We start from the raw sequence: 24,210 nt of genomic DNA, 5'->3' as shown, positions 1-24,210 counted from the left end.
TCTAACGGTGCAAACTGCCATAAACCATGCTCTGGATCGTTTGCATAACTTATTTTCTTGGTCCCGACGAGCCGATCCAGCTAACTTCCAGTTCATATTGTATTGATCTGGCAAGTCCATCCAAATCTGGAAATAACGTAGCGCTGGATATGTTCATTCGATACAGAGCTTCCATCGCTTCTTTGCGTATCTCTGGGTTAAGTATGATTTTGGCTAAAATAGGCTCTTCATACTCATACTCATTCAAAAGCTGCTCAACGGAAACATCAATGCGCCCTGGCAACATAAAAGTACCTGCCTGAGCAACAATGCGGCGATCCATAGACCAGGGCTCTCCTGGCCAGACTATTGGATACTGATTTGATAGATAATAGCGACTCAGACTATCGGAGTTTCGTGGGTCAATCGCATCGCGCGTCATTTGTGGCAGACCTGGTGGTGTCGCCTCATGCCAAAGTGCAGGTGTGTTGACAGCGTAAACCGCAGCAGGCGTTGTACACGACTGGAGGGCAAAGTAACTTGCAACGTAGGGTGACTTTGTAAAATCCAGTAATCGTGTTGGTGCGCCATGGTGCTGCATCAGCGCCAAGCATCGGAAATCATCTTTAAGGGCCGATGTATCGTTGAGGAAGTAATGGGCTTTGCGTTTAAAAACTCGGATCGCACGTTGTTCACGGTCTGCCCACTGATCAGCTGGGACAAACATTCTTAGACGACGGGTTAGGGAGCTTTCAAGATGCCACTCAGCATCACGCTGGCCACGAAAAGCCCATCCCCGTAATGCTTCAGACTCAACCAGATCCAGAAACGCTTTCCAGCTATCTACTTCATATATCTTTGTCATCGACCAAAACCACTTCTATATTCAATAGCTATACCAAATTACAGACTAGACAACCTACCACCTATTAAGCAACAGCAATATTTCAGAAAGATGATCAGTGGAATTGTATTTAATCTAGAAAATACAATAAGTTAACCGGGATATTTAAGGAGGAAGAACACCGAAAGAAATTAGACCAAGTTTAAGCAGGTACCGCCTGTTTACTACTAAATGAGTAATTTTTCGATGCCAAGGAATGATACCTGTAATTCTTCATGGATAGCTAATATGAATCCGTAAAGAAAACAGATCTGTCATTTAAGCGACAGTAATAAAAACAAGAGGCACTTAGAAGATGATTTACGCTAAGCCAGGAACAGAAGGCTCTGTAGTTTCTTTTAAAGAACGTTATGGCAACTTTATCAATGGTCAGTGGAAAGAACCTGTAAAAGGTCAGTACTTCACTAACCACACGCCTGTAACAGGCGAAGCAGTATGTGAAATCCCACGCTCAACTTCAGAAGATATTGAACTGGCACTGGATGCAGCTCACGCTGCAAAAAGCGCATGGGGCAAAACTTCAGTAGCAGAACGCTCTGCTGTTCTTCTGAAAATTGCAGACCGTATCGAAGAAAACCTGGAACGTCTGGCTGTAGCAGAAACTTGGGATAACGGTAAAGCAGTTCGTGAAACACTGGCTGCAGACGTACCACTTTCAGCTGACCACTTCCGTTACTTCGCAGGTTGCATCCGCGCACAGGAAGGTTCACTAGGTGAGATCGATGAAACGACTGTTGCATACCATTTCCACGAGCCACTAGGTGTAGTTGGTCAGATCATCCCTTGGAACTTCCCACTTCTGATGGCTGCCTGGAAACTGGCTCCAGCATTGGCTGCAGGTAACTGTATTGTTCTTAAGCCAGCTGAACAGACGCCTGTTTCTATTTTGGTTCTGCTTGAGTGCATCGGCGACCTGCTACCAGCAGGTGTATTGAACGTTGTTAACGGTTTCGGTGCTGAAGCGGGTCAGGCCCTGGCAACTAGCACACGTATCGCTAAGATCGCATTTACAGGTTCTACACCTGTAGGTTCTCATATCATGAAGTGCGCAGCTGAGAACATCATTCCATCAACAACTGAGCTGGGTGGTAAATCACCTAACATCTACTTCAAAGATGTTATGGATCAGGATGATGGCTTCGTAAGCAAAGCGATCGAAGGTGCGGTTCTGGCTTACTTCAACCAGGGTGAAGTATGTACTTGTCCTTCACGTCTTCTGGTTCATGAAGACATCGCTGATGAGTTCATCGGTAAAGTAATTGAGCGTGCAGGCCAGATCAAACGTGGCAACCCACTAGATACCGATACAATGGTAGGCGCACAGGCTTCTCAGGAGCAGTTCGATAAGATCCTGGGCTACATGGATATCGGTCGCGAAGAGGGTGCTGAAATCCTGATGGGTGGCGGTGTTGAGCAGCTTGAAGGCGAATATGGTAATGGTTACTACATCAAACCTACGCTGATCAAAGGCACTAACGACATGCGCGTATTCCAGGAAGAGATCTTCGGTCCTGTAGTATCTGTAACTACATTCAAGACTGAAGAAGAAGCTCTGGCTATCGCAAACGATACTGAGTTTGGTCTGGGTGCTGGCGTATGGAGCCGTGACACAAACGTTGCTTACCGCATGGGCCGTGGTATCGAAGCCGGCCGTGTATGGATGAACTGCTACCACCTGTACCCAGCACACGCTGCGTTCGGCGGTTATAAGAAGTCTGGTGTAGGCCGTGAAACTCACAAGATGATGCTTGAGCATTACCAGCAGACTAAAAACATGCTGGTTAGCTACAGCGAGCAACCTCTGGGCTTCTTCTAACAGAAGCTTTAAGGAGCTTGTAATTGGACACTACAAGCTCCTGCTATTAGCTATTTATGTAGCTTCTTGCGTTTATTGCGGCCCTTTGAGGGCCGCTTTTTTTTGAGGTTAACACTCAATGAAAACAATCTCTCATTTGTTTATAGCGCTCTCTGTCGTTTGCACAAACGTTGTAGCAGAAGTTAAGGATTATCAGGTGATTCGTTTAATTGCGATGAAATCAGAATGCCAGAGGGAAGATTTAAATAGGTTTAATCGAGACAAAAAAAGCGTCACGTTTCAGGCAAAGTGCTCGAATGTAAGCCACTACCCGGATGGGGTAAAAGTACATTGCTCAGACAGGGGTGACGAGCGAAGCTGTAAAATAATGACTGCGGCAAAAGAGTTCAATCACTTAAAACTCTTGCAGAGCAATTAAATGAAGATTCTGATATTAATAGCCTTAACAGTTACGCTGTTTCCTTTAAGCGCATCTTTCGCAGACCCCATCACTGATGCAGTGAATGAATGCAGATCTATTAAAGAACCAGCTTCTCGTTTATCTTGTTATGACCTCCTTGATATAGCTGCACTTCAACTATCATCAACGCCTAGATTTCAGGGTAAGAGAACGGTTAAAACCGATCTTTTCTCAATCAGTGAGCCTGCAATTATTCGCTACCAAAGCGATGGCGCTATATTTGTGCTTGCTGTACATAACGAAGCGGGTGACGTGGTTCAGAACCTTCATATTGGCGGAGGAGGGGAAGATCAATACTTACTTGAAGAGCCTGGGCGCTATTATTTAAGGGTTAACGGCTCGACTACCTGGCGAATCTGGATCGAGCAGCCTTGATTGTATTTAAAGGACTGCTCTCGGCCTGACAAACTAATCGGCTAAAGATCAACCACCTTGCCTGGGTTCATTATATTATTGGGGTCCAAGGCTTTTTTAATAGATTTCATCATTCCAATTGCACTCGCATGCTCCTTAAGCAAGTAATCTTTCTTACCAAACCCAATGCCATGCTCTCCTGTACAGGTTCCCTGTAAAGCCAGTGCATTTTCAACGATAGCCTTTGATAACTCTTTCGCTTTGTGTTCCTGATCAGCATTATCCTGATCAAAAATAATCAGCATATGGTAGTTACCATCTCCAACATGACCTACCACAGGACATAAAAGCCCACTTGCTAACGCATCCTGCTCTGCTTTAAGAATGCTCTTTGCCAGTGCGGAAACAGGCACACAAACATCAGTGGTCAGCGCTTTAGAATTAGGTTTTAGATTAAGCGCCGCATGATACGCTTGATGCCTGGCCGTCCAGAGCTCATTCCTGGCTTCAGTGGTATCCGCCCATTTGAAATTACTGCCGCCAAATTCAGAACAGATATCCTCGACGAGCGCAATCTGCTCTTTGACAGCTCCTTCTGAACCATTAAATTCCATAAACAGTGTTGGAGAAGCTTCATAGCCCGCTAGCTTTGAATAGTTAATGCAAGCTTCCATCTGAAGTGCATTTAGCAACTCCATACGTGCAATAGGAACAGCTAACTGTATTGTGTTAATAACTGTATCAACGGCACCGGCAAGATTATCAAAGCTACATACCGCCGCTCTGATTTGCTCCGGAATAGGGTGTAAGCGAAGTTGCACTTCAGTAATCACACCTAATGTTCCCTCTGATCCAACCAGCAACTGAGTTAAATCATAACCCGCAGAGGATTTCCGAGCCCTTGTTCCGGTCTTAACGATATCTCCTTGCGGGGTGATCACCGTTAAGCCGATCACTGCCTGGCGCATGGTTCCATAGCGCACAGCATTTGTACCGGATGCTTGAGTTGCAGCCATTCCGCCGAGAGAGGCATTGGCACCAGGATCTACCGGAAAGAATAATCCATCATATCTGAGCGCTAAATTTAGATCTTCCCGCGTAACACCTGCCTGAACACGACAGTCCATATCCGCAGGGTTAATCTCTATAATCTGATTCATCTCTGACAGATCAATCGATATCCCGCCATTAAGTGCCAGCAGGTGCCCCTCAACAGAGGTCCCGGTGCCAAATGGGATAACCGGTATTTTATATCGGTTACAGAGCGTAACGATTTGCGCGACCTCTTCATTACTGAAAGGGTAGATAACTGCATCAGGCGCAATACAACCATAACTATCTTCGCCTTGACCATGTTGATCACAAATACTTTGTGACAGATGAATCCGGTCAGCGAATGTTGTTGCGAGTTCGTTGATGACCTTTTTGAGGTCTGCCTGAGAGTAAGTTTTCTTAGCGCGCATAGCTCTGACTCATTCTTTTTTTTATTCATTAAAACAAGAAGTAAGCGCAGAGAATAGAGGGATTGGTATAAATAAGTAGAAGGGTGGCAGTCCGTCGCCGTTCCTTGTGTTCGTTTCCTTGAATGACTCACATCTTAAGTGATGAGTGTTGCTAAATTATTAAAGCCTAAATACTCAACTTATCAGCTTCTCAAAAGCATCGAATAGTGCTTTTCTCAATTGCGTCGTAAGTTCACCATGCTCAGTATTTTTCCCTATACAGTCATAAATACTAGTGGCAACAAGAGGGTCAAACTGACGGTCGTTTCCAGCAAGTTGATAAAAGCGGTTTACCCATCCAGTCCCACTTGCAGCATCGGCTTCAACCATGAGCATCGCCTGAGCCAATACCGCTTGCTTGATGCCTTTACTATTTGGCGGTGAGACCATTAGTTTCTGCGCAGTGCCCGTCACTTTGAGCCCACCGATATTCAGATTAAACCGTCCATCACAATATGACCCCGGAGTTTCACCATAATCCACTTTTAGCCCAACACTCTCTAGAGCGAGCTTAATAGGTTCACATAGCGCCATATAGATATCATCGAGGGAATACGGATCGCTTGCGTGCTGCGGGAATATCATTGAAAGGTTAAGAATACCCGGATGCAGAGGAACCGATGTTCCACCACTATTTCTGACAATGACCGGCCAACCCTCATCAGCCAGAATAGCAGCAGCTTTATCAAAATGAGGGAAGCGGGTTTCTTTTCCTGTAACCACAAGACATTGAGTTGTTTCCCATACCCTGAATATCGGGCTACGCTTTCCACTAGCCACTTCTTTAAGCAACTGCGTATCCTGTTCCAACGCTATGTGTGGCTGGCAACACAGCTGCTCATTAACCTGTCGCCAGCGGCTTTGCTCAGTAAATATTCGATAAAAGGGTGACTGCATAGATCAAGAATCATGATTTAATTTGTTGAATCCAACTATGATGCTATTATCGCCGCGAAAATACCACTTAGCCCTGTAGCATAACCATGAGTAGAAAGATCCCCACTGCTGATATTGACAACCTTAAAACCTGGGTTAAATACAAAAGTTCCCATTGTCAGACCTGTCGAGGGACCTGCTGTAGCCTCCCGGTAGAGGTGTACTTCTCTGATCTGGTCAGAATGGGAGTCGTTGATGAATTTGAAGCCAGTGAGCCGCCAAAGAAGCTGGCAAAAAGGTTAATGAAAGAAGGCGTGGTAGGGCATTTCAATCATAAAGGCGAAGTTTATACCTTGTCGCGATACTCAAACGATGATTGTATTTATCTCGATCAGAAAACACGGCTTTGTATCATTTATGAAAAACGCCCTGATACATGCCGAAACCATCCCAAGATTGGCCCCAAACCGGGCCACTGCGCTTACCAACCTAAGTGATTTTGATGGCTGACCCAATACTCTATTCGTTTCGACGCTGCCCCTATGCCATGCGAGCAAGACTCGCTCTGGCATACAGCGGTGTAACCACAGAGCTGCGTGAGGTTGTTCTTAAAGACAAGCCTCAAGCCATGTTGGATATATCACCTAAAGGCACTGTCCCGGTATTGCACTTACAAGATGGCAGTGTCATAGATGAGAGCCTCGACATCATGTTCTGGGCTCTAGCTAAGCATGATCCCGATCATTGGTTGCCAACCGAGCAGGATGAGCAAATCCGCAAGCTGATTGAAATCAATGATACTGAGTTCAAACCGTGGCTTGATAAATACAAGTATGCAGATCGGCATCCAGAGTATCCGCAAGCCTATTATCGTTTACAGTGCGAGCATTGGTTCAAAGAACTTGAAACAAGACTAGCGAAGAACCAGGGCTGGTTAATTACAAACACGGAAACACTGGCCGATTACGCAATTCTGCCATTTATCAGGCAGTGTGCCCATGTCGATCTGCAATGGTTTGAAAGCGCGGAATACCCTCAGCTGCAACAATGGCTTAGCCGATTCAAAGAATCGCAACTTTTCAGCCGTATTATGCCTAAATTTATTAAATGGGAGCCCGGTAGTACACCGATCAGCTTTCCCTGAGTGAATGGTTTCACAAGGATGTATTGATGAGTAGGAAAAGCTCAAGTTTAGACTGTATTAACGATCCAGCATCGGGCCCCGACGAACAACTGTTAAACAGTGCACAGGCCCTATGTGATCCCGATAACACAAGCTGGTGTGAGATCTGTTTTCACACATTGATAAAACAAGAAAGGGAAGGCCTGAGTCAATCAGAGCCTTCCCTTCGAATTCAAGAATCCCTCGAGTTAATCGAGATTAAATAGGGTCGCTAGGTTCCTTAGCTTTTCTGGTCTTTTATCATCTGCTTAAGCTCTTCTATTTGTTTAGACAGATCTTCAATGGTCAGATCCCCCTCAGCAATCGCACGCTCTTTTTCCTCCTGGGCGTGCTCATTTTCCATAACATTGACAACAATACCGATCACCATATTCAAGAATGCAAATGTAGTCAGGAAGATGAAGGTCAGATAAAACATCCAGCTTAAGGGATAGACCGCCATGGTTTCGTACATGACGTCTGTCCAGTCTTCAAATGTCATTACCCTAAAGAGGGTCAGCATTGCGATGGAAATATCTCCCCATAGGTCTTCATTGATCGCAGCAAAAAATGAAGCACCGATGGCAGCATAAATATAAAAGATAATAAACATCAGAAGGATGACGTAACCCAGTTGCGGTAACGCTTTAAGAAGAGAGTTCAGCAGTAAACGTAACTCAGGAACAATCGAAACCATACGCAACACACGGAAGATGCGAATCAATCGTCCAATGAGGGCCATCTCACTGTCTTGGATGGGTATTAAGCTGACAACGACAATCAGCGTATCAAAGATATTCCAGGGGTTTTTAAAGAACGCCTTTTTATTCGGCTCGCCAATAAAGCGTATAGTGATCTCGACCAGGAAAAACAGGGTGATACCACTGTCCAGCCAACTGATCAACGTCAACATATAATCGGGGATGTCGTATGTTTTAGCACCGATTACCAGTGCTGAGAAGATGATTACACCGACAACGAAAAATTCAAAAACGCGATTGCTACGTAATTTGAAAAAGCTATCTTGGACTTGCTGAATGTTCATAGTCATAAACCACAGTAAAACTTTAAGCGGAGAGCACTTTACTGCGGTTTAATGACAAAAGGTAGGGGCCGCTCTACCAAAATTAGTATGAATTTATACTGACAGTACTTGGCGTTTCTTTCGTTGAACCAGCAACCCCTCAATGCTGAACAGTGCCAGAGCGATCCAAATGAGAATAAACGTCGTCAGCCGCTCCATATTCATGGGTTCATCATAGTAGAAAACAGCGATCAAGAAAGCGATACTCGGCCCTATATACTGGAGAAGACCAATGAGTGTAAGACTTAGTCGACGAGCCCCTGCAGCGAAAGCAATCAAGGGCAAACTGGTGACGATGCCCGCACAAAGTAACAGATAGACAGTCGGACTCCCCTCGGATAGAAATTGCAGTTGATGGCCGCTAAAAAGCCACAACATGTAACCCACTGCGAAAGGGAGTAACCATAAGGTTTCAATAAATAAACCACTGATAGAATCAACCGTAATCTTTTTTCGTAACACTCCATAAAGGGCGAAACTATTCGCCAGGACTAAAGCGACCCAGGGCAGCTCACCTAACAATACGATCTGATAAACAACACCAACGGCAGCCAATGACACTGCAGCCCATTGCATGGGCCTCATTCGCTCACCGAAAAACGCCATACCAAAAAGTATATTTATCAATGGGTTAATAAAATAACCCAATGTTGTCTCGACAATTCTGTCTTGAGCAACCGCCCAGATAAACACCAGCCAGTTGATCGATATAACTAACGCCGAAAGACCAAGCCCATAAACAATAGCGGGGCGCTTAAGCAGCGCAAGCGCTTCAAACAACTGACGCTTTACTAGCAGGAATAAAGCCAGAAAAACACAAGACCAGACAATACGGTGCGCGATGACCTCAAACTCATCTATATGTGCGACACTCTTAAAATAGACAGGCACCAGCCCCCACATCAGAAAAGCCGCTAAGGCGTAATAAACACCTTTCTTATGCTCTTGAGACAAATCGGTATTATTCATTACGGCTTGCTTCCTGTTTCAGCTTTTTCAACTGAAACATCTGAAAAGAGATAACGGTCATTAAATTGATGACTGGTAAAATTAAGAACACGTGTGATGATAGCGATAACTATCAAGCTAAAGATCAGCCGTGCCCAGAGAACGCCTGACAGATCAGCGCCCATCGTGAGTACGAGTAACGTATCCTCGATAATACTGTGACTAAGGCTTAACAAGCATAAAGCAGAGAAACAGTCTTTCGGCGACACATTGCCTGATTCAGCTTCCCTAATCAATAGACCGCCGCCAAAAGACAACCCCAGTGTCACACCGATGATTGCCAATGAAGTGGCCTGGGGAGCGATACCCAACAGACGCAGAACGGGTTGTAACGCCCAGATCATCAACCGTTCTATATGCAACCAACGCAACAAACGCAACAGAGTTAACAACGCTGCCACGACGAGAATAATCATGCCAAAGCTTTTAAGTTGGGTAACAAGCCAGGTTAACAAGGAGTCATCTTGAACCTCTGGCTGCCAGATCAGCTCTACAGGCTCTTGCAGCCAGCCTGTTAAACGATAGAAGTGATGCAACAGAAAACCTAATACAATCGCTCCACCCATGCGTAACATGAACGCAAAGGGCAACCTCATCCCGGCTTTTTGCGTAATTCTTAATTCTACTGGTAAACCATGCGCGATCAGTATCATGGTTGAAAGCACAGTAACCTGAGCCACCGTCAAACCTTCAGCACCAGCCTGTTGAAAGAACAAAACCATGCCTGCATAGATATTAGTCAGCAGGGCTGTAGTCCAGACAAGGCCCATCGATTCAGGCAGCCCTACTACAAGCATCAATGGTTCAAGCAACGCACTGATATAAGGGATCGCACCTAGCTCCTCAAGTAGTTTGACAACGATAATGACAGGAATCGTCAACTTAAACAGAAGGAAGCAAACCTCATAAATCTCTTTCAGTAATGAAGGGATCGTTTTGCTAAGTAAGTGAGTAGTACCTGGATAAGACAGCATAGATAGAAATATATTCAGATGATTAGGTGAAGAAAATTCTAACTAAATGCTGATGAATTTTATTTCGTTCTAAAATCTTTTACTTTGCATATATTGCATTTTATTCTGAAAGAACTAATTTAATTCCATTAACAAGAGTATTATTCTAATAATATGAACATTGACCTGGATCGTATCGATCGCCATATCCTAACGCTGCTACAACAAGACAATCGCATCAGCAATCAAAAGCTTGCCGAAACCGTTGGGCTTTCACCTCCTGCATGCTTAAGGCGGGTAAAGCGCCTTAGAGATGAGGGCGTAATTATCGCTGACGTATCGATTGTTAATCCGCGCTTACTTGGTAAAAAGCTCAATATCATCGTAGAGATAGAGATGAGCCGTGATTCACTGGATATTAGTGACAACTTCATGCGCAAGATGCATGAAGCTAATGAAGTTACCCAGTGCTATCAGGTAACAGGGGAGATCGATTTTGTCTTAGTCGTGATGGTTGAAGATATGGAAGCCTATGAAGCGTTCGCCAGACGCGAACTAGCCAGTAACACCCACCTTCGAAAGTTTAGGACACTTATCTCGTTGCGCAGAAATAAATTCAGCACACAGGTCGATGCAATGAAAGTTTAGTTTTGCGAAGCTTCGGGCGAAGCAATGGCAGTTTGATTTTCAATGACGTGATTAAGGCGATCCATGAAGCCATCATGATTATTTAGAAATTGCTTCGATATATATATACCCATGGGTCTACCAGACTCAACAACCTGCCTAAAGCGGTCAGTTGGTATGCCTTGTCGTTCACAACTTTCCCAGAACACCGCTTCAGCAAGAAATACGGCTGTCAGACGCTTGTGATGCAAAGTTTTGACCAGAGAGTCCACATCACTGGGGGAATACACAACCTTATAGCCGTTTTTCAATAACCATTTATGCGTGTTGGTTTTAAGGTGGGTTGCTATTCTAGCTGTCTTTTTAAAGTCAGTATCGGAAGGGTTTACGGTGCTCTCAGCAGGGAAAAACCAAGACCAGTTATTGATCACAATAGGGGTAGAAAAAACGGCAAAGCTATTTCTTTCCTCATTTTCAGTAGCCAGGAAGAATCCATCGGCACGTCCGTGCTTTACTTCCTGTACTGCGCGACCATAGTTTGGAACCAAACTTAACTCATAAGGTGTACCCAGCTCATCCAGGTAAGATCTTATTTTTCTGACGCCGATACCTGCGATATTGCCATCTTGCAGGTAGGTATATGGGGGAAATTCAGGTACTACGAATCGTAATGTATCTTTATCTGCAGCCCTCGCTGGACTGACAGTTAATAACAAACACAATACGAGCGAATACAGAGCCGGTACTGGCCAAACAGATGCTCTTAACATTCGAATGGGTTCCTGATTTTTATAATAAGTATAAACCATTTAGCTGAACACAAAAAAACCGGCTCTAGGAGCCGGCAAGAAAGCACGCTTGTCAGCTGTGAACAAACGTTATGGTGAAGAACCAATACAACGGATAAAACACAAATTAATCGTTAGATGATTTGCCTTTAACTTCTTCGTACCACAGGTCGTGGTGCTGTTTAGCCCAGGTTTCATCTACATAGCCGGTTTTCATACCTTCTAACGCACCTTCAGTGCCGATCGTACCTATATAGATATGACCAAATGATGCTGCGATTAGGATAAGGGAACCAGCTGCATGGAGTAGGTTAGCTATCTGCATCGTCTCACGTACTTGTCCAAAGTTCTGAAAATCCAGAACTAAGCCACTTGCACATACAATGATGCCTACAATTGTCAGTAACCAGAACCAAACCTTCTCACCACCGTTCATATAGCCCGCACTTGGATGAGCTTTACCGATGATGCCACCACCTTTAAGGAACCACATCAGATCAGTTCTGTTAAAGAAGTTATGTTTGATCCAACGAACAATCATAAATAACAGGCCGATCACGAACAGTGGGCCTAGATAGTTATGCGCCAACTTACACAGCATAATGTAGTTAGCCCATAGGGAATCGCCCAACGCAGTTCGAAGGAAGAACTTTCCGTATAGAATACTTAAACCCGATACAGCAAGAATGATAAACAGTACCGCCACAGTCCAGTGGTTAGCACGGTCCAATCGCTTCCATCGTTCAATAAGATTACCCGTACGCGGATGATCAAGTTTCTTTTGACCGACCAACAGGTAGAAAATAGCAAGTAAAGCCAAAGTCCCACCAATGGCATAAGCACCGGCTGGCGTGATCCACTGGTTACGCCAGTAGCGCCACTCTTCGCCTTTGACATTGATAAGTTGACCGGCTTCAGCCCCTTGATCCTGAGTACGCCCAGTATCACCTTTCTTGACCACCTGCCAATAATCAGCACCCGCAAAACCTGCCACCTTCGCGTCAGAAGGGGTCGCATTTGCGAAACCGCTAAAAATCAGAGCCAATACAAGAAGGATTTGAGATGGCCATTTAATGCGGAGCATAATCTCTCCTGAATCATGCATGCCGGGTGACTGGCACCCGGCAAGTTCCAGTTATCAGACTTTCTGTGTCGCGTCGTACGCGATATCTTCTTCGCTCATCGACCATGCGCCATCATTATGGCCACGGTAGATAACACGTTCACGGAAGATGTCAGATACCTCATTAGCATCACCTGCCAGCAATGCTTTGGTGGAGCACATCTCTGCGCACATTGGCAGCTTGCCTTCTGCGATACGGTTAGCACCGTATTTAGCGCGCTCTTCAGGACTGTTGTCCTCTTCAGGCCCACCGGCACAGAAAGTACATTTGTCCATCTTGCCGCGTTCACCAAATGCTGCATCGCTAGGGAACTGAGGCGCACCAAATGGGCATGCGTACAAGCAGTAACCACAACCGATACAAAGGTCTTTGTTATGCAGAACGATGCCATCATCTGTCTGATAGAAGCAGTCAGTAGGGCAGACAGCCATACATGGCGCATCGGAGCAATGCATACATGCGACTGAAATCGAGGTTTCACCTGGCTCACCATCGTTGATGGTTACAACCCGACGGCGATTCACACCCCATTCAACTTCGTTTTCGTTTTTACAAGCCGTGACACAGCCGTTGCATTCAATACAACGCTTGGAGTCACAGAGGAATTTCATTCTAGCCATTGTCTGTTACTCCTTACGCAGTAGCTTTCTGAACGCGACACAGGGTTACTTTCGTTTCCTGCATCTGTGTTACCGGATCATAACCGTATGTAGTTGCTGTGTTGGCAGCTTCACCAACGACATAAGGTGCAGCACCATCAGGGTACTTGTCAGTCAGGTCTTTACCCTGGAACTTACCGCCGAAGTGGAATGGCATAAATACAACACCTTGATCAACACGACGAGTTACCAGCGCCTTCACAAGCACCTTACCGCCTTCAGCACCTTCTACCCATACGTCATCGCCGTCTTTAAAGCCCAGCGTATTAGCATCAGCAGGATGTACTTCAACGAACATTTCTTGCTGCAATTCAGCCAACCAAGGATTAGAACGTGTCTCCTCACCACCACCTTCATATTCAACCAGACGACCGGAAGTAAGAATGATCGGATATTCTTTAGACAGATCTTTATCCTGAATCGACTTGTACATGGTCGGTAGACGGTACATAGATTCAGAGTCGTTCCAGGTTGGATACTTGCTCACCAGATCACGGCGAGCTGTATACAATGGCTCACGGTGTAGCGGTACTTTGTCCGGGAATGTCCAGACAACTGCACGAGCTTTGGCATTACCGAACGGAGAGCAGCCATGAGCGATAGCAACACGCTGGATACCACCTGAAAGGTCTGTTTTCCAGTTTTTGCCTTCAGCCAGCTTCTTCTCTTCAGCGGTCAGGTCATCCCACCAACCAAGCTTCTTAAGTAGCTTGTCGCTGAATTCAGGGTAGCCATCCTTAATATCAGAACCTTTAGAGAAAGAACCTTCTGCAAGCAGGCTGACACCGTCACGCTCAACACCGAAACGAGCACGAAAAGTCAGACCACCTTCAGCAACAGGCTTACTTGTATCATATAGAATTGGTGTACCCGGATGCGCATGCTCTGCAGTACCCCAGCAAGGCCAAGGCATACCGTAGTAATCTCCATTCGCCGGACCACCTTCGCCCTTAAGGGTATCAAAGTTGAAAGTATGCCAGTTCTTCTGGTGAGTTTTCAGACGCTCTGGGCTCTGGCCGGTATAACCGATAGTCCACATACCTTTGTTGAATTCACGCGTAATGTCTTCAACAACAGGTTGGTTGTTCTTAATTTCGATGTTCTTGAACAGCTGCTTTTCGAAACCGAATTTCTTCGCGAACAGATACATGATTTCATGATCTGGTTTTGATTCGAACAGAGGCTCAATCACCTGATCACGCCACTGAATAGAACGGTTAGACGCTGTTACAGAGCCGTAAGTTTCGAACTGAGTACAAGCAGGAATCAGGTAAACACCATTCTTACGGTCAGACATGACAGCTGCATGAGTTGGATAAGGGTCAACGATGACCAGCGTATCCAGCTTCTCTATCGCTTTCTTCATCTCTGGACCACGAGTCTGCGAGTTAACCGCATGACCCCAGGCAACCATAACGCGCAGGTTGTCTTTCTGATCCATCAGTTTTTTGTCTTCAAGGATACCGTCAATCCAGCGGGAAACCGGGATACCTTTATTGTTCATCGGCTTCAGTTTGCGGTATACCTCTTGATCAAAGCGGCTTTGCATCCACTCAAAATCAACATCCCAAACTTTAGACCAGTGTTTCCAGGCACCATCAGAAAGACCGTAGTAGCCAGGCAGGGTATGTGAAAGTACGCCAAGGTCAGTAGCGCCCTGTACGTTATCGTGGCCACGGAAAATGTTTGTGCCGCCGCCAGACGTACCCATATTACCCAGCGCAAGCATCAGAATGCAGTAAGCACGAGTATTGTTGTTACCTGTAGTGTGCTGGGTACCACCCATACACCAGATAACGGTACCTGGGCGATTCTCCGCCAGCTCTTTAGCTGCACGGCGCATCTGAGAACCCTTAACACCAGTAACGTTCTCAACTTCTTCAGGCGTCCATTTCTTAACTTCTTCACGGACTTCGTCCATGCCGTAAACACGCTGACGAATAAACTCTTTATCTTCCCAGCCGTTCTCGAAAATGTGCCATAACAAGCCCCAGATAAAGGCTACGTCAGAACCAGGACGAATACGGATGTATTCATTCGCATGCGCAGCAGTACGTGTGAAGCGAGGGTCTACACAGATGATATGCGCTTTATTTCGCTCTTTAGCACGGAAAATGTGCTGCAAGGAAACCGGGTGAGCTTCTGCAGGGTTGGAACCAATCAGGATAATCGACTTAGCAAAGTGAATATCGTTGAAAGAGTTAGTCATTGCACCATAGCCCCAGGTGTTTGCAACACCCGCTACTGTGGTCGAGTGACAGATACGTGCCTGATGGTCTACGTTGTTTGTTCCCCAGAAAGCAGCATATTTACGGAATAGGTAGGCCTGTTCATTACTGAACTTAGCCGAACCTAACCAGTAAACAGAGTCCGGGCCGGACTCTTTGCGAACCTGAAGCATTTTATCGCCAACTTCATTGATCGCATCGTCCCAGCTAATCTTCTTCCACTTACCATCAACCAGCTTCATTGGGTATTTAAGACGGCGCTCACCGTGACCGTGTTCACGCAGTGCCGCACCTTTTGCACAATGACCGCCAGCATTAAATGGATGGTCGAATGCAGGTTCCTGGCCTGTCCAAACCCCATTTTGAACTTCAGCGTACACACCACAGCCTACAGAACAGTGCGAGCAGATAGTACGCTTCACATCAGTAGGTGCGCCTGCAGCAGTCGTTGCTGCTTCAGCCTGCTGCATCATACCAGGAGCCATCATGCTGGCTGTGGCAACACCACCTGCAGCAATACCTGAATTTTTCAGGAAACGTCGGCGGCTCAAGCCGAGTCCGGCAGCTGCGGAAGGAGCCGCAGGCTTATCGGATTTCTTCGTTAAGTTCATGTCCTCACCTCTATGCGGCTATCAGTTACGCAGTGTTTCGTAGAAATTACGAACGTGCTCAGTTTCTTTGTAACCGGAACCTTCCTGTTTCTCACCGGATTCAGCCGTTGTTACTTTTGCCTGCACTGTGCCTGCTACAGCAACAGCGCCAGCAGCGGTACCTGCTAAACCCAGTTTCTTAAGAAAGCCGCGGCGTCCTGTATCAGGCTTTTTTTCCTGGCTCATGTTTTTTCTCCGCATCAACTAGACCTAAGGCCTATCTGCCTGTTGTTATTGTTTTCCGCTCTCAAGTGCGGCAGGGGATAACTGTAAAAACCAGTTACCTTCCTGTTGCATAAACGCTTCACCCAGGAGGCCTACAGCACTGTAGAAAACTGAGTTTTTCGCTTTTTGCAAATCGTTAAAAAATCGTGATGACCAGCTCTCGATGTGTTTGCTCCAGAACTGGTGCTGTATTTCGTAACCGCGACCACTGGTGATCAACATACTCATCACCTCACAAAGTGCGGCAATGTGATCTTCCGGTTCTTTTACTTGATCCTGTCTTTCGTACCCCAGAACACTCAGATCTTCGCGCAGGTGAACCAGAGGCTTTTCCATCAGCGAACCGGTTAAATACCAGCATCCAAAGGGCATAAGCTCTCCACGACCAACACCGATAAACAAGTGGTGGTATTCATCTTCGAGCTGAGTGCTTTGGGCATGCTGCGCATTCAAAGCTAAAGCGCTCCATGCACGCGTCATCGGTGTATCTTCATCTTGATCAGGCTCAATATCCGACAACCAGTCAGTCAATGACTGGTCGGGTGACTTACGTAACAACGACGCAAGAAGGGCATAGATGTCTGCACGTAATTCATCTGTTTCCTGTAGGGCAGGGGCTGCGTTAATCATGTTCATCCTAATTACTCCCTACAGTTCCAGTTGTTTGGCAGGATTGGCTGCCAGATCGGTGTAAATATCGTTAACCCGGCAGTCTTCACACATTTTCAGACGATTAACGGCCTCGCCCTGAAAGAAACGGTGCTGACTTAGTTTCTCAACCATTTTTTCTACCGTGCTTTTGGGTGCAAATGGCTTACCGCAACTGATGCACTCGAATGCATCTTCTTTGTGAATGCAGATGGATTCTGATCGCTCGGCGACAAGTGATAACCGGGTTTCGAGTTGAATAGCGTTTTCCGGGCAGGCTGAATCACAAAGCCCGCATTGAACGCAACTTTGCTCAACAAAATTAAGGGCCGGCGTTTCCCCTCCAGCGGTCAAAGCTTGGGTCGGGCAGACAGCGACGCAGGACAGGCACAGTGTGCATTTAGCGTTGTCTACTTTGACCTGACCGAAAGGAGCCCCCGCCGGGAGGGCAACAGAATCGTTTGTCGATTCAGATGATTGTTCTACGAGATGGTTAATAGCAGTAAAAATAACATCGCGCTTATTCGAATCCGTTACCATTTTGATAGGGATCAATTGCAGATCATTGCTGATAGTTGAACCACTAATCAGTTGATCGGCATCGATCATCTCCAGCGTATCAGCGGGGCAGCCAATACCTGTCAAAATCTGTTGAGTAACCTTAATCTCTCGTTTAAGAAGCGCATCCATCGACTCTGGCAACGCAGGCATTTTAAGCAGCCGGATCTTGGCGCCAGACGCTGCAAGCAACAACCATGATTCCTGACCCGCTGCGGCTAACTCTTCAAGCTGTACCGGTAAAACATTGTCAGCAATTTGCTCACGGATCGCTGTAACCAGCTCTGCGCCAGCTTCATGGTCATGCAGTAATACAACTGGGTCACTTCCGCCTTCTGCCTGATAGGCCTGCAATAACCGTTGAAGATACTCATGCATTCTTAAGGGTTGCGGTAGTGCGTAACTAATTGCTCCAGTCGGACACGCAGTCGCACATCCACCTGCACCATGACACATGTGCGGATCAATATTAACCAAATCATTTATAGAACTGATCGCATCGGCGGGACATACATCCAGACAGCGCGTACAGCCGGTTTGACCACGGCTACTGTGGGCGCAAATATCATTATTAATATGGAAATATTTTGGCTTTTGAAATTCGCCTATATAGTTGGGCAGATCTGAGATAACCGCAGCCAGGTTTTGATCATCTTCTCGTACATGGAAATAGCCTGCCGGGGGAAGTTCCGATCCGAACAGACACTGATCCGCCAAATTCAGAATGAGATCAAAGTGCACTCGATTCTGAGATATCTTTGCCAAGTTCTCAGTTTGACCTGCATGCGTAATGGAAACCAGGTATTGGCCAAGGAAACCTTTCACGGAATTCAACGGAAACTCGTAGAGTTTTAATTCAGGCGAAGCTGACGCTGCTTTTTCCAGATGTTCTTCATCCAGATTAGAGATCTTTTCTGTAGCGAGGAGGGTGATGCTAGCCATACCTTTAAGCTGCTCAGCAACCAGACGCATACGATCCTCAGGCCCTGTAATTAGCAGATGCCCGTAAGTACTGTATGACACAGTGGCTGGTGCCAGATTATGTGGCAGCATTACTTTTGCTGTAGCGCTGGCAACCGCCAGTGCATTACTACTTTGCTCTATCGTCATTCTCTACCTCACCGAACCCCAGAGTTATACGTACGATGACGTTGCTCACTAACTTACCGGGGTCATAACAGCTTGCTCGTAATGAGGGGCCGTTTTTTGTTAATTAATAAAGCAAGCAGAGAACCATTTTTTGAAAGAGATAACTCTGCTCCATGGAGAACCAATCAGGCTCATTAAGTTGATTTTTGGTCGGTTGTGACAATTTGTCCCTTTAGCTAAAAGACCACTGGGACAAAGTGGTCAATTTGGGGAAAGCCACAATCAACCATCGATGTCGGCCTCACCCAGCTCATCAGCTTCATAATCACTGAAATCCAAAGACTCTGGCTTCTGAACAACCGAATCCTGACTTTCATCAGTGGACACTTCTTCCGCCCCCTGAATGTCCTCAGCAATCTGCTCTTTTATTTCATCGCCTTTGTCGTTCACCCAACTACGTAATTTGGAAACAACGGCTTCGGTAAGCTCCGGCATTTTGCTGAAATCGTCGTCATAGTCATTCAGGCCGTCTCTTAAATTGAATTCAGGCAGCATAAAGAGCTTTCGTAAGGCGAGATTGCGCAACTCTTCACTGACGCCAGGTGACAAGAACTGAGAAAAATCAGACTGCTCATCAAGGCTTTCAACCGGAGGCATATCCTCATCAGTCAGCTCCGGGGGCGCATCCTCAATAGAAGGGGAGTCTTCGCTGATCTCATCCGCACTGCCCGCTAAAGAATCATCTGATAGCGGAGATTCCTGCTCAGGCTGATCCCTACTTTCTGCTTTCCGTTGCGACCAACGTGAGAAAAATGATTCGTTGCTATCGACCACTGCTACGTCCTCGTCCTTTCTTCTTTTTCTTGCCCTCATCAATCAGCTCACCATGCACACCCAGATAGACATCGATCCAGCACTGCACCGCCGCAGGCATTGGCAGCTCAATAAGCTGATGCTCTCCATCCATAAATGAAGCAGCATCGTCCTGGCTGGCCGTGATGTGCACAGGGGTAAGTTCTTCTCCTAATTCATCCTCCTGACAGAGGACAAAAAGATGAGGCTGCTTAGAGTTAAGATTGAAGCGATATGCCGTACGCTCATCCTTATGAAGTTCAAGCGCTACATCTGTGTAACCAGACTCCATTAACTGATCTGGTCTAAGTTCCTTTATCTTCCACCTAAGCGACTCCCAGCCATTAACCTCGACTGTTTCTGCAAGCAAAGCGACCTGCATAGGCCACACATCGGCCGTTTTCTGAAGATCCATGGTTATACCCTGATGAAATGTAATATCCGCCTGCTACTGCAAAGCATGGGCCAAGCCTTTAAAGCCGGGCGCTCCAAGGCAACACTCAGCATTAAAGGCCAGCCAGATACTACAAAATGGCACAACCCTACAGACAGTTGGGACATTTTGACCCACCAGCATCGCTAAATAAGGCAGAAGAAATTTAGTTTCCCGCACTATCACTAGGTATTTAGCGAATGGAACAGAAATTGCTATTTGATCGACAAAGAACAGATCCAGCCGGACTTTTGAATCTAAATAGATGAGCGTTTAGTAATGAATGATCTTTCGACACCGATAATCAGCAACGCATCAGCAGAACTTACTGAAACTGTGAAAGTTATGGATGAACAGGGCGAAGCTCAGGATGTTCAGATTGCCTGTGAACGTCCATTGACCATCTATTTAAACAAAATTGAGATTGTGACCCTTATGACACTGGGCGCGGACCCGGAAGCCCTGGTGCTTGGCTATCTGCGAAATCAAGCCTTCATAAAATCACTGAAAGATATTAAAGCCATTCAAGTCGATTGGGATGTCGAGGCTGCCGCTGTCGTGACCCATTCAGAGCCAGAAGGCCTTGAGGAGAAATTACAGCAGCGAACAGTAACAACGGGCTGCGGTCAGGGAACCATGTTTGGCAGCCTTATGGATAAGCTAGCCGATATCGAGCTACCCGAAGTTAACATAAGCCAGAGCACAATCTACCAACTTCTCGATAATCTCAATGCCTTTAATGACACATACAAAAACGCGGGGGCTGTTCACGGTTGCGGCATATGTGAAATGGACCAGGTGACCGCCTTTGTTGAAGATGTGGGCAGACATAATGCAGTTGATACACTTGCTGGTCGCATGTGGCTTGATAATATCGATGCCCACAACAAAATTTTCTATACCACAGGCCGCCTTACCTCAGAAATGGTTATAAAGGTCGCTCAGATGGGCATTCCTATTCTTCTTTCGCGCTCGGGTGTCACACAGATGGGGCTCGCGTTAGCTAAGGAGCTCGGAATAACCATGCTTGCCAGAGCCAAAGGTAAGCGCTTCCTGGTGTTTAGCGGTGAGCACAGCATTAGTCTCGATGATAAACCACCCATTCGCGAGAAATCAGTTAAAAAAGGTCGAAGCTATGGAGAAAAAGCATGAGCGATATGAGCCAGGCCTTTTTGAATGTAAAGCAACTCGCAGAGTACCTTCACCTCAATGAGAAAAAGGTTTATGCGATGGCGGCAGAAGGGGAAATCCCTGCCACAAAGTTAACCGGCAAATGGCTTTTCCCTAAGTCACTGGTGGATCGATGGTTACTGGAAAGCTGCCACAGCGGCATGATGGCAGACCGCTTATTATTATCAGGCAGCGATGACCCTTTACTGCAGGCCACAGCCAATCGACTAACCCAGCATTTAAGAAACAAAGCGCTATTTAGCTACACGGTGACTGGCACAAAGCTTGGCTTAGAACTATTGGCTCAAGGTCACGCTGACGCATGTGCAATCCACTGGGGAAGGGCAGAGGAGAGTGAGATTCGTCATCCTGCGCTGATGCAGCAGTTCCAGCAATCGAAACACTGGATTTTAGTACACCTTTTCCGGCGTAGCATGGGCCTCATTGTGCGAAACAATGACCTGGAAAGATTGCTAAGTCCTGATGAGGCGCTTAATTACAGTACTCGCTGGGTTACGCGCCAGGAAGGCGCGGGATCTCAACGATTCCTTAACGAATGGCTGGCCGGTCAGGCCTTTCCTGCGGATAGATTAACGGTCAGCAATGTTGCATTTTCAGAACGAGAGGTTGCCTCACTTATTGCCAAAGGCGAGGCAGACATAGGCCCAGGCACACTCAGCGCCGCCCGCGAATTCGGTCTTGGCTTTATCCCTGTTAGCGAAGAAAGCTTTGATCTTGTTGTACCGCGGAATGTTTACTTCCGAAAGCTGCTGCAGCAACTCTTTGAGTTTTTACAAAGCCCTGAAGGGATTTCATTAGCGCAAAACCTTCAGGGTTATGATCTGAGTCGATGCGGAAGACTCATCTGGAGCGCCGACCCAGGCTAGGGAGCCCGGGAGCTTGTCATGGACTTTACCAGCTTGTAACATCACTCAAGCTCGGTAGCACGCCTGTTGGTCCGTTCTGCCGCAGCAAGCCCCTCCAGAATCCCATCGAGGCTACCATCCCCCGATATCTCTGCTTTGTTACGAAGATAAACACTAAACACAGTTCCGGATTCTGGGGAGGAGTGGACCCGAATATCGCCGCCATGACGGCGAATAATTCCATAACTTACCGATAATCCCAGACCTGTGCCGCTTTTCTTTGTGGTAAAGAAGGGGTCAAAGATCTTCGATAAGTTATCGGGATCAATGCCTTTGCCGTGATCCTCAACTTCAATCACGGAACCGATAATCTGCTCTTCTTCCAGCCAGTTTGAGGTTTTTAGTTTGATCGAGCCAGGGCCTTCCAGCGCATGAGATGCGTTAAGAATCAGATTAACCAATACCTGTTGAACCTGCTGACAGTTAATCTCAACTGGGCAGCTTGCCTGGTAAGCCTTTTCAACAGTAACCTGTTGCTTCTCCAATGCATGCGAAACCAGCAGCAGCGTATCATCAATAACTTTATCCGTTGCCATTAATTCATAGCTTTCGACATAATGCCCAGGTCGACTGTACTGAAGAAGGTTATTGATAAGAGAGCGAATTCTGTAAACCTGCTGGATGATCATATCGACCTCTTCCTGTACAGGGTTAACATCATCAGCAAGCTCCGCCACCAGAAGATCCACATTACCTAGAATGACGGCCGCAGGATTATTAATTTCATGTGCGATACCTGCGGTAAGCTCACCCAGCACCGCAAGCTTTTCTTTATCTAACAACTGCTTACGTGTGCTTTTTAATAAACGTATATGCTGTTTTAAAGCCTCGGTACGACGCCTCAAAGAACGGGTTCTTTGCTCAACCGTTATTTCTAAGCGGTCATTTGCCTGCCTGATTTGATGCTCACGCTTCTCAAGTAGATCGAGCATAATGTCGAACTGTTCAGCCAGATCAACCAACTCATCATCCGTTTCAAGCTTGCCGATTCTTGGCTGCATCTCGCCGTTTTTTACCGAAGTCACTACATTAAGAATTTTGGAAAGCGGGCGAAGCAATAGCTGGGTGTGCTTAATAACAACAACCGCAGAAACCAGCATAATCAAAGCGATAATAAAGGCAGACTCAAGCAGGGTTTTATAATAGATTTTAGTAAAGGGCGCTTCAGTAAAACCAGCGTAGATCATGCCGATTTTCTTGTTATTAAAATCAAGTAACGGCTGATACGCTGATATATACCAGTCATTCACAACGAAAGCCCGGTCTATCCAGGTATTCCCTTTTAGCAGAACCTCCTTTCTCACCTCAGCCGACACCCGCGTTCCCACAGCGCGCTGCTTTAAAGTCAGGTGACCATTTTCATATGAGCTGTCCAGGGATTGCGGAACATTGGTACTGATCCTCACATCATCAAGAAAGAGGGTAACTGTCCCTATACCGCCCTCGGGCAAAGAGCCGTCACCGTATACGAGATCACGAATTCGATCGACGGCTGTTGTTGTGTTATTGAGAAGCGTCCCCGCGTCCAGAATACCGATCAACTCACCAAAATCATCAAGAACAGGCACGAAAGCGCGTAATACCATTGCACGATTTTCTCGCTGCCTTTCAGTTGGCACCGCTCTTGGCGTATCAATCAGATTAATTCTGGCTCGTTCGCTCAACCCAACTCTAATCTGCTCCAGCTCTTCAGCCTCAAGTACTGCAATCCCCTTAACGCTCTGCTTTTTATCTGCATGCTTATAAAGATTTTTTACAGTCGTTTCGTTAAGGCCCGAAATATCTTCGGCCGGAATGAACCGAAGAAAATCAAAAGAACGGCTCTGCTTAACTTCACTAAGCTGAACTCTCATCGCACGGGAATTACCCAACTGCAGGTTAGTTCGAAACTCATAGCTATTTGCCAACTGGTCCAGGATGTTCTCCTGTTCCTGCTGCATAAAATCAAGCGTTCCTCTGGCGACTGACAGATCAGCACTAACTTTCATATACAGTTGGCGATCGGTGTAGCTAGTCGTCCAGTATGCAGCCATCAATACAAAACCGAGTGCTGTCATCGCAAGAGGCAGAAGCGTAAGCGTTAGTAATTTATGCCTTAATGAGCTTTTACTTAAGCGGATAAACTTCAGCATGGA

Annotated in this window: 24 protein-coding genes; 8 read left to right on the top strand and 16 right to left on the bottom strand. The window is 46.3% G+C overall.

The window, feature by feature from the left end; genetic code table 11:
* Nucleotides 1–49: 49 nt before the first annotated feature.
* Nucleotides 50–844, bottom strand: a complete 795-nt coding sequence (locus MED92_RS01670) for an FRG domain-containing protein (RefSeq protein ID WP_007019729.1) — start codon at nucleotides 842–844, stop codon at nucleotides 50–52.
* A gap of 334 nt (nucleotides 845–1,178) precedes the next feature.
* Between MED92_RS01670 and exaC the strand changes: the two genes are divergently transcribed.
* From exaC to MED92_RS01655, 3 genes are all read left to right on the top strand, one after another.
* A complete protein-coding gene (gene exaC, locus MED92_RS01665; protein ID WP_007019728.1) occupies nucleotides 1,179–2,699 on the top strand; it encodes an acetaldehyde dehydrogenase ExaC in 1,521 nt (506 codons plus the stop codon).
* 118 nt (nucleotides 2,700–2,817) lie between these two features.
* Complete coding sequence (locus tag MED92_RS01660) at nucleotides 2,818–3,117, top strand: hypothetical protein (RefSeq protein WP_007019727.1); 300 nt, start codon at nucleotides 2,818–2,820, stop codon at nucleotides 3,115–3,117.
* Nucleotides 3,118–3,534, top strand: a complete 417-nt coding sequence (locus MED92_RS01655; RefSeq protein WP_007019726.1) for a hypothetical protein — start codon at nucleotides 3,118–3,120, stop codon at nucleotides 3,532–3,534.
* A 41-nt stretch (nucleotides 3,535–3,575) separates the two neighbouring features.
* On the opposite strand, the gene MED92_RS01650 is transcribed toward MED92_RS01655, so the two are convergent.
* Both MED92_RS01650 and MED92_RS01645 read right to left on the bottom strand, forming a co-directional pair.
* A complete protein-coding gene (locus MED92_RS01650; protein ID WP_007019725.1) occupies nucleotides 3,576–4,976 on the bottom strand; it encodes an FAD-binding oxidoreductase in 1,401 nt (466 codons plus the stop codon).
* Between the two features lie 174 nt (nucleotides 4,977–5,150).
* Entirely contained in the window at nucleotides 5,151–5,912 is a 762-nt protein-coding gene (locus MED92_RS01645; RefSeq protein WP_007019724.1) for a lipoate--protein ligase family protein, read from the bottom strand.
* Between the two features lie 86 nt (nucleotides 5,913–5,998).
* On the opposite strand from MED92_RS01645, the gene MED92_RS01640 reads away from it, so the two are divergent.
* Together MED92_RS01640 and MED92_RS01635 are read left to right on the top strand one after the other, a co-directional pair.
* Nucleotides 5,999–6,388 (top strand): YkgJ family cysteine cluster protein, encoded by a 390-nt coding sequence (locus MED92_RS01640; protein ID WP_007019722.1) that lies wholly within the window; start codon nucleotides 5,999–6,001, stop codon nucleotides 6,386–6,388.
* 5 nt (nucleotides 6,389–6,393) lie between these two features.
* Nucleotides 6,394–7,035 (top strand): glutathione S-transferase, encoded by a 642-nt coding sequence (locus tag MED92_RS01635; protein ID WP_083774876.1) that lies wholly within the window; start codon nucleotides 6,394–6,396, stop codon nucleotides 7,033–7,035.
* Nucleotides 7,036–7,294: 259 nt separating this feature from the next.
* Here the strand turns inward: MED92_RS01635 and MED92_RS01630 are convergent, their stop codons facing one another.
* From MED92_RS01630 to MED92_RS01620, 3 genes are all read right to left on the bottom strand, one after another.
* Entirely contained in the window at nucleotides 7,295–8,098 is an 804-nt protein-coding gene (locus MED92_RS01630; RefSeq protein ID WP_007019720.1) for an ion transporter, read from the bottom strand.
* Between the two features lie 93 nt (nucleotides 8,099–8,191).
* Nucleotides 8,192–9,106, bottom strand: a complete 915-nt coding sequence (rarD, locus tag MED92_RS01625; RefSeq protein ID WP_007019719.1) for an EamA family transporter RarD — start codon at nucleotides 9,104–9,106, stop codon at nucleotides 8,192–8,194.
* On the bottom strand, nucleotides 9,106–10,119 hold the full coding sequence (locus MED92_RS01620) for a hypothetical protein (RefSeq protein WP_007019718.1): 1,014 nt from the start codon (nucleotides 10,117–10,119) through the stop codon (nucleotides 9,106–9,108). Before MED92_RS01620 ends, rarD begins: the two co-directional genes overlap by 1 nt.
* A gap of 153 nt (nucleotides 10,120–10,272) precedes the next feature.
* Here MED92_RS01620 and MED92_RS01615 point away from each other — a divergent pair, with 153 nt between their 5' ends.
* On the top strand, nucleotides 10,273–10,746 hold the full coding sequence (locus tag MED92_RS01615) for an Lrp/AsnC family transcriptional regulator (protein WP_007019717.1): 474 nt from the start codon (nucleotides 10,273–10,275) through the stop codon (nucleotides 10,744–10,746).
* On the opposite strand, the gene MED92_RS01610 is transcribed toward MED92_RS01615, so the two are convergent.
* The 9 genes from MED92_RS01610 to MED92_RS01570 all read right to left on the bottom strand — a co-directional run bounded on the left by MED92_RS01610 (nucleotide 10,743) and on the right by MED92_RS01570 (nucleotide 19,961).
* Nucleotides 10,743–11,495 carry a type 2 periplasmic-binding domain-containing protein gene (locus MED92_RS01610; RefSeq protein ID WP_007019716.1) on the bottom strand — a complete coding sequence of 251 codons (753 nt, stop codon included), beginning with the start codon at nucleotides 11,493–11,495 and terminating at the stop codon, nucleotides 10,743–10,745. The two genes, MED92_RS01615 and MED92_RS01610, sit on opposite strands and share 4 nt — an antisense overlap.
* A gap of 145 nt (nucleotides 11,496–11,640) precedes the next feature.
* Nucleotides 11,641–12,597 carry a formate dehydrogenase subunit gamma gene (locus MED92_RS01605; protein ID WP_007019715.1) on the bottom strand — a complete coding sequence of 319 codons (957 nt, stop codon included), beginning with the start codon at nucleotides 12,595–12,597 and terminating at the stop codon, nucleotides 11,641–11,643.
* A 54-nt stretch (nucleotides 12,598–12,651) separates the two neighbouring features.
* Nucleotides 12,652–13,257, bottom strand: coding sequence for a formate dehydrogenase FDH3 subunit beta (gene fdh3B, locus MED92_RS01600; protein WP_007019714.1), 606 nt, complete (start codon nucleotides 13,255–13,257; stop codon nucleotides 12,652–12,654).
* A gap of 13 nt (nucleotides 13,258–13,270) precedes the next feature.
* Nucleotides 13,271–16,135, bottom strand: coding sequence for a molybdopterin-dependent oxidoreductase (locus tag MED92_RS01595; RefSeq protein ID WP_007019713.1), 2,865 nt, complete (start codon nucleotides 16,133–16,135; stop codon nucleotides 13,271–13,273).
* A gap of 21 nt (nucleotides 16,136–16,156) precedes the next feature.
* A complete protein-coding gene (locus tag MED92_RS01590; RefSeq protein ID WP_007019712.1) occupies nucleotides 16,157–16,360 on the bottom strand; it encodes a twin-arginine translocation signal domain-containing protein in 204 nt (67 codons plus the stop codon).
* 45 nt (nucleotides 16,361–16,405) lie between these two features.
* Nucleotides 16,406–17,035: a TorD/DmsD family molecular chaperone gene (locus MED92_RS01585; RefSeq protein WP_007019711.1), complete on the bottom strand. Its 630-nt coding sequence runs from the start codon at nucleotides 17,033–17,035 to the stop codon at nucleotides 16,406–16,408.
* A gap of 12 nt (nucleotides 17,036–17,047) precedes the next feature.
* Nucleotides 17,048–18,715: a 4Fe-4S binding protein gene (locus MED92_RS01580; RefSeq protein WP_007019710.1), complete on the bottom strand. Its 1,668-nt coding sequence runs from the start codon at nucleotides 18,713–18,715 to the stop codon at nucleotides 17,048–17,050.
* A gap of 261 nt (nucleotides 18,716–18,976) precedes the next feature.
* Nucleotides 18,977–19,528 carry a DUF3306 domain-containing protein gene (locus MED92_RS01575; protein ID WP_007019709.1) on the bottom strand — a complete coding sequence of 184 codons (552 nt, stop codon included), beginning with the start codon at nucleotides 19,526–19,528 and terminating at the stop codon, nucleotides 18,977–18,979.
* Nucleotides 19,518–19,961: a DUF3305 domain-containing protein gene (locus tag MED92_RS01570; protein ID WP_007019708.1), complete on the bottom strand. Its 444-nt coding sequence runs from the start codon at nucleotides 19,959–19,961 to the stop codon at nucleotides 19,518–19,520. The genes MED92_RS01575 and MED92_RS01570 overlap by 11 nt, the downstream gene beginning before the upstream one ends.
* Nucleotides 19,962–20,258: 297 nt before the next feature.
* Here MED92_RS01570 and MED92_RS01565 point away from each other — a divergent pair, with 297 nt between their 5' ends.
* Both MED92_RS01565 and MED92_RS01560 read left to right on the top strand, forming a co-directional pair.
* Complete coding sequence (locus MED92_RS01565) at nucleotides 20,259–21,131, top strand: formate dehydrogenase accessory sulfurtransferase FdhD (RefSeq protein WP_007019707.1); 873 nt, start codon at nucleotides 20,259–20,261, stop codon at nucleotides 21,129–21,131.
* The gene (locus tag MED92_RS01560) at nucleotides 21,128–22,036 is read left to right on the top strand and encodes a helix-turn-helix transcriptional regulator (RefSeq protein WP_007019706.1); all 909 of its coding nucleotides are present in this window, start codon (nucleotides 21,128–21,130) and stop codon (nucleotides 22,034–22,036) included. The genes MED92_RS01565 and MED92_RS01560 overlap by 4 nt, the downstream gene beginning before the upstream one ends.
* A gap of 41 nt (nucleotides 22,037–22,077) precedes the next feature.
* On the opposite strand, the gene MED92_RS01555 is transcribed toward MED92_RS01560, so the two are convergent.
* Entirely contained in the window at nucleotides 22,078–24,207 is a 2,130-nt protein-coding gene (locus MED92_RS01555; protein ID WP_007019705.1) for a sensor histidine kinase, read from the bottom strand.
* Nucleotides 24,208–24,210 lie beyond the last annotated feature (3 nt).

Source organism: Neptuniibacter caesariensis, from assembly GCF_000153345.1.
Taxonomy (GTDB): domain Bacteria; phylum Pseudomonadota; class Gammaproteobacteria; order Pseudomonadales; family Balneatricaceae; genus Neptuniibacter; species Neptuniibacter caesariensis.
The sequence above is the reverse complement of the archived record's forward strand: the minus strand, read 5'-3'. Positions and strand labels throughout refer to the sequence as shown.

What these genes read in the sequence shown, in the direction of transcription:
- MED92_RS01670 (WP_007019729.1), bottom strand. Translation starts at nt 844, where the DNA reads ATGACAAAGATATATGAAGTAGATAGCTGGAAAGCGTTTCTGGATCTG.
- exaC (WP_007019728.1), top strand. Translation starts at nt 1,179, where the DNA reads ATGATTTACGCTAAGCCAGGAACAGAAGGCTCTGTAGTTTCTTTTAAA.
- MED92_RS01660 (WP_007019727.1), top strand. Translation starts at nt 2,818, where the DNA reads ATGAAAACAATCTCTCATTTGTTTATAGCGCTCTCTGTCGTTTGCACA.
- MED92_RS01655 (WP_007019726.1), top strand. Translation starts at nt 3,118, where the DNA reads ATGAAGATTCTGATATTAATAGCCTTAACAGTTACGCTGTTTCCTTTA.
- MED92_RS01650 (WP_007019725.1), bottom strand. Translation starts at nt 4,976, where the DNA reads ATGCGCGCTAAGAAAACTTACTCTCAGGCAGACCTCAAAAAGGTCATC.
- MED92_RS01645 (WP_007019724.1), bottom strand. Translation starts at nt 5,912, where the DNA reads ATGCAGTCACCCTTTTATCGAATATTTACTGAGCAAAGCCGCTGGCGA.
- MED92_RS01640 (WP_007019722.1), top strand. Translation starts at nt 5,999, where the DNA reads ATGAGTAGAAAGATCCCCACTGCTGATATTGACAACCTTAAAACCTGG.
- MED92_RS01635 (WP_083774876.1), top strand. Translation starts at nt 6,394, where the DNA reads ATGGCTGACCCAATACTCTATTCGTTTCGACGCTGCCCCTATGCCATG.
- MED92_RS01630 (WP_007019720.1), bottom strand. Translation starts at nt 8,098, where the DNA reads ATGAACATTCAGCAAGTCCAAGATAGCTTTTTCAAATTACGTAGCAAT.
- rarD (WP_007019719.1), bottom strand. Translation starts at nt 9,106, where the DNA reads ATGAATAATACCGATTTGTCTCAAGAGCATAAGAAAGGTGTTTATTAC.
- MED92_RS01620 (WP_007019718.1), bottom strand. Translation starts at nt 10,119, where the DNA reads ATGCTGTCTTATCCAGGTACTACTCACTTACTTAGCAAAACGATCCCT.
- MED92_RS01615 (WP_007019717.1), top strand. Translation starts at nt 10,273, where the DNA reads ATGAACATTGACCTGGATCGTATCGATCGCCATATCCTAACGCTGCTA.
- MED92_RS01610 (WP_007019716.1), bottom strand. Translation starts at nt 11,495, where the DNA reads ATGTTAAGAGCATCTGTTTGGCCAGTACCGGCTCTGTATTCGCTCGTA.
- MED92_RS01605 (WP_007019715.1), bottom strand. Translation starts at nt 12,597, where the DNA reads ATGCTCCGCATTAAATGGCCATCTCAAATCCTTCTTGTATTGGCTCTG.
- fdh3B (WP_007019714.1), bottom strand. Translation starts at nt 13,257, where the DNA reads ATGGCTAGAATGAAATTCCTCTGTGACTCCAAGCGTTGTATTGAATGC.
- MED92_RS01595 (WP_007019713.1), bottom strand. Translation starts at nt 16,135, where the DNA reads ATGAACTTAACGAAGAAATCCGATAAGCCTGCGGCTCCTTCCGCAGCT.
- MED92_RS01590 (WP_007019712.1), bottom strand. Translation starts at nt 16,360, where the DNA reads ATGAGCCAGGAAAAAAAGCCTGATACAGGACGCCGCGGCTTTCTTAAG.
- MED92_RS01585 (WP_007019711.1), bottom strand. Translation starts at nt 17,035, where the DNA reads ATGAACATGATTAACGCAGCCCCTGCCCTACAGGAAACAGATGAATTA.
- MED92_RS01580 (WP_007019710.1), bottom strand. Translation starts at nt 18,715, where the DNA reads ATGACGATAGAGCAAAGTAGTAATGCACTGGCGGTTGCCAGCGCTACA.
- MED92_RS01570 (WP_007019708.1), bottom strand. Translation starts at nt 19,961, where the DNA reads ATGGATCTTCAGAAAACGGCCGATGTGTGGCCTATGCAGGTCGCTTTG.
- MED92_RS01565 (WP_007019707.1), top strand. Translation starts at nt 20,259, where the DNA reads ATGAATGATCTTTCGACACCGATAATCAGCAACGCATCAGCAGAACTT.
- MED92_RS01560 (WP_007019706.1), top strand. Translation starts at nt 21,128, where the DNA reads ATGAGCGATATGAGCCAGGCCTTTTTGAATGTAAAGCAACTCGCAGAG.
- MED92_RS01555 (WP_007019705.1), bottom strand. Translation starts at nt 24,207, where the DNA reads ATGCTGAAGTTTATCCGCTTAAGTAAAAGCTCATTAAGGCATAAATTA.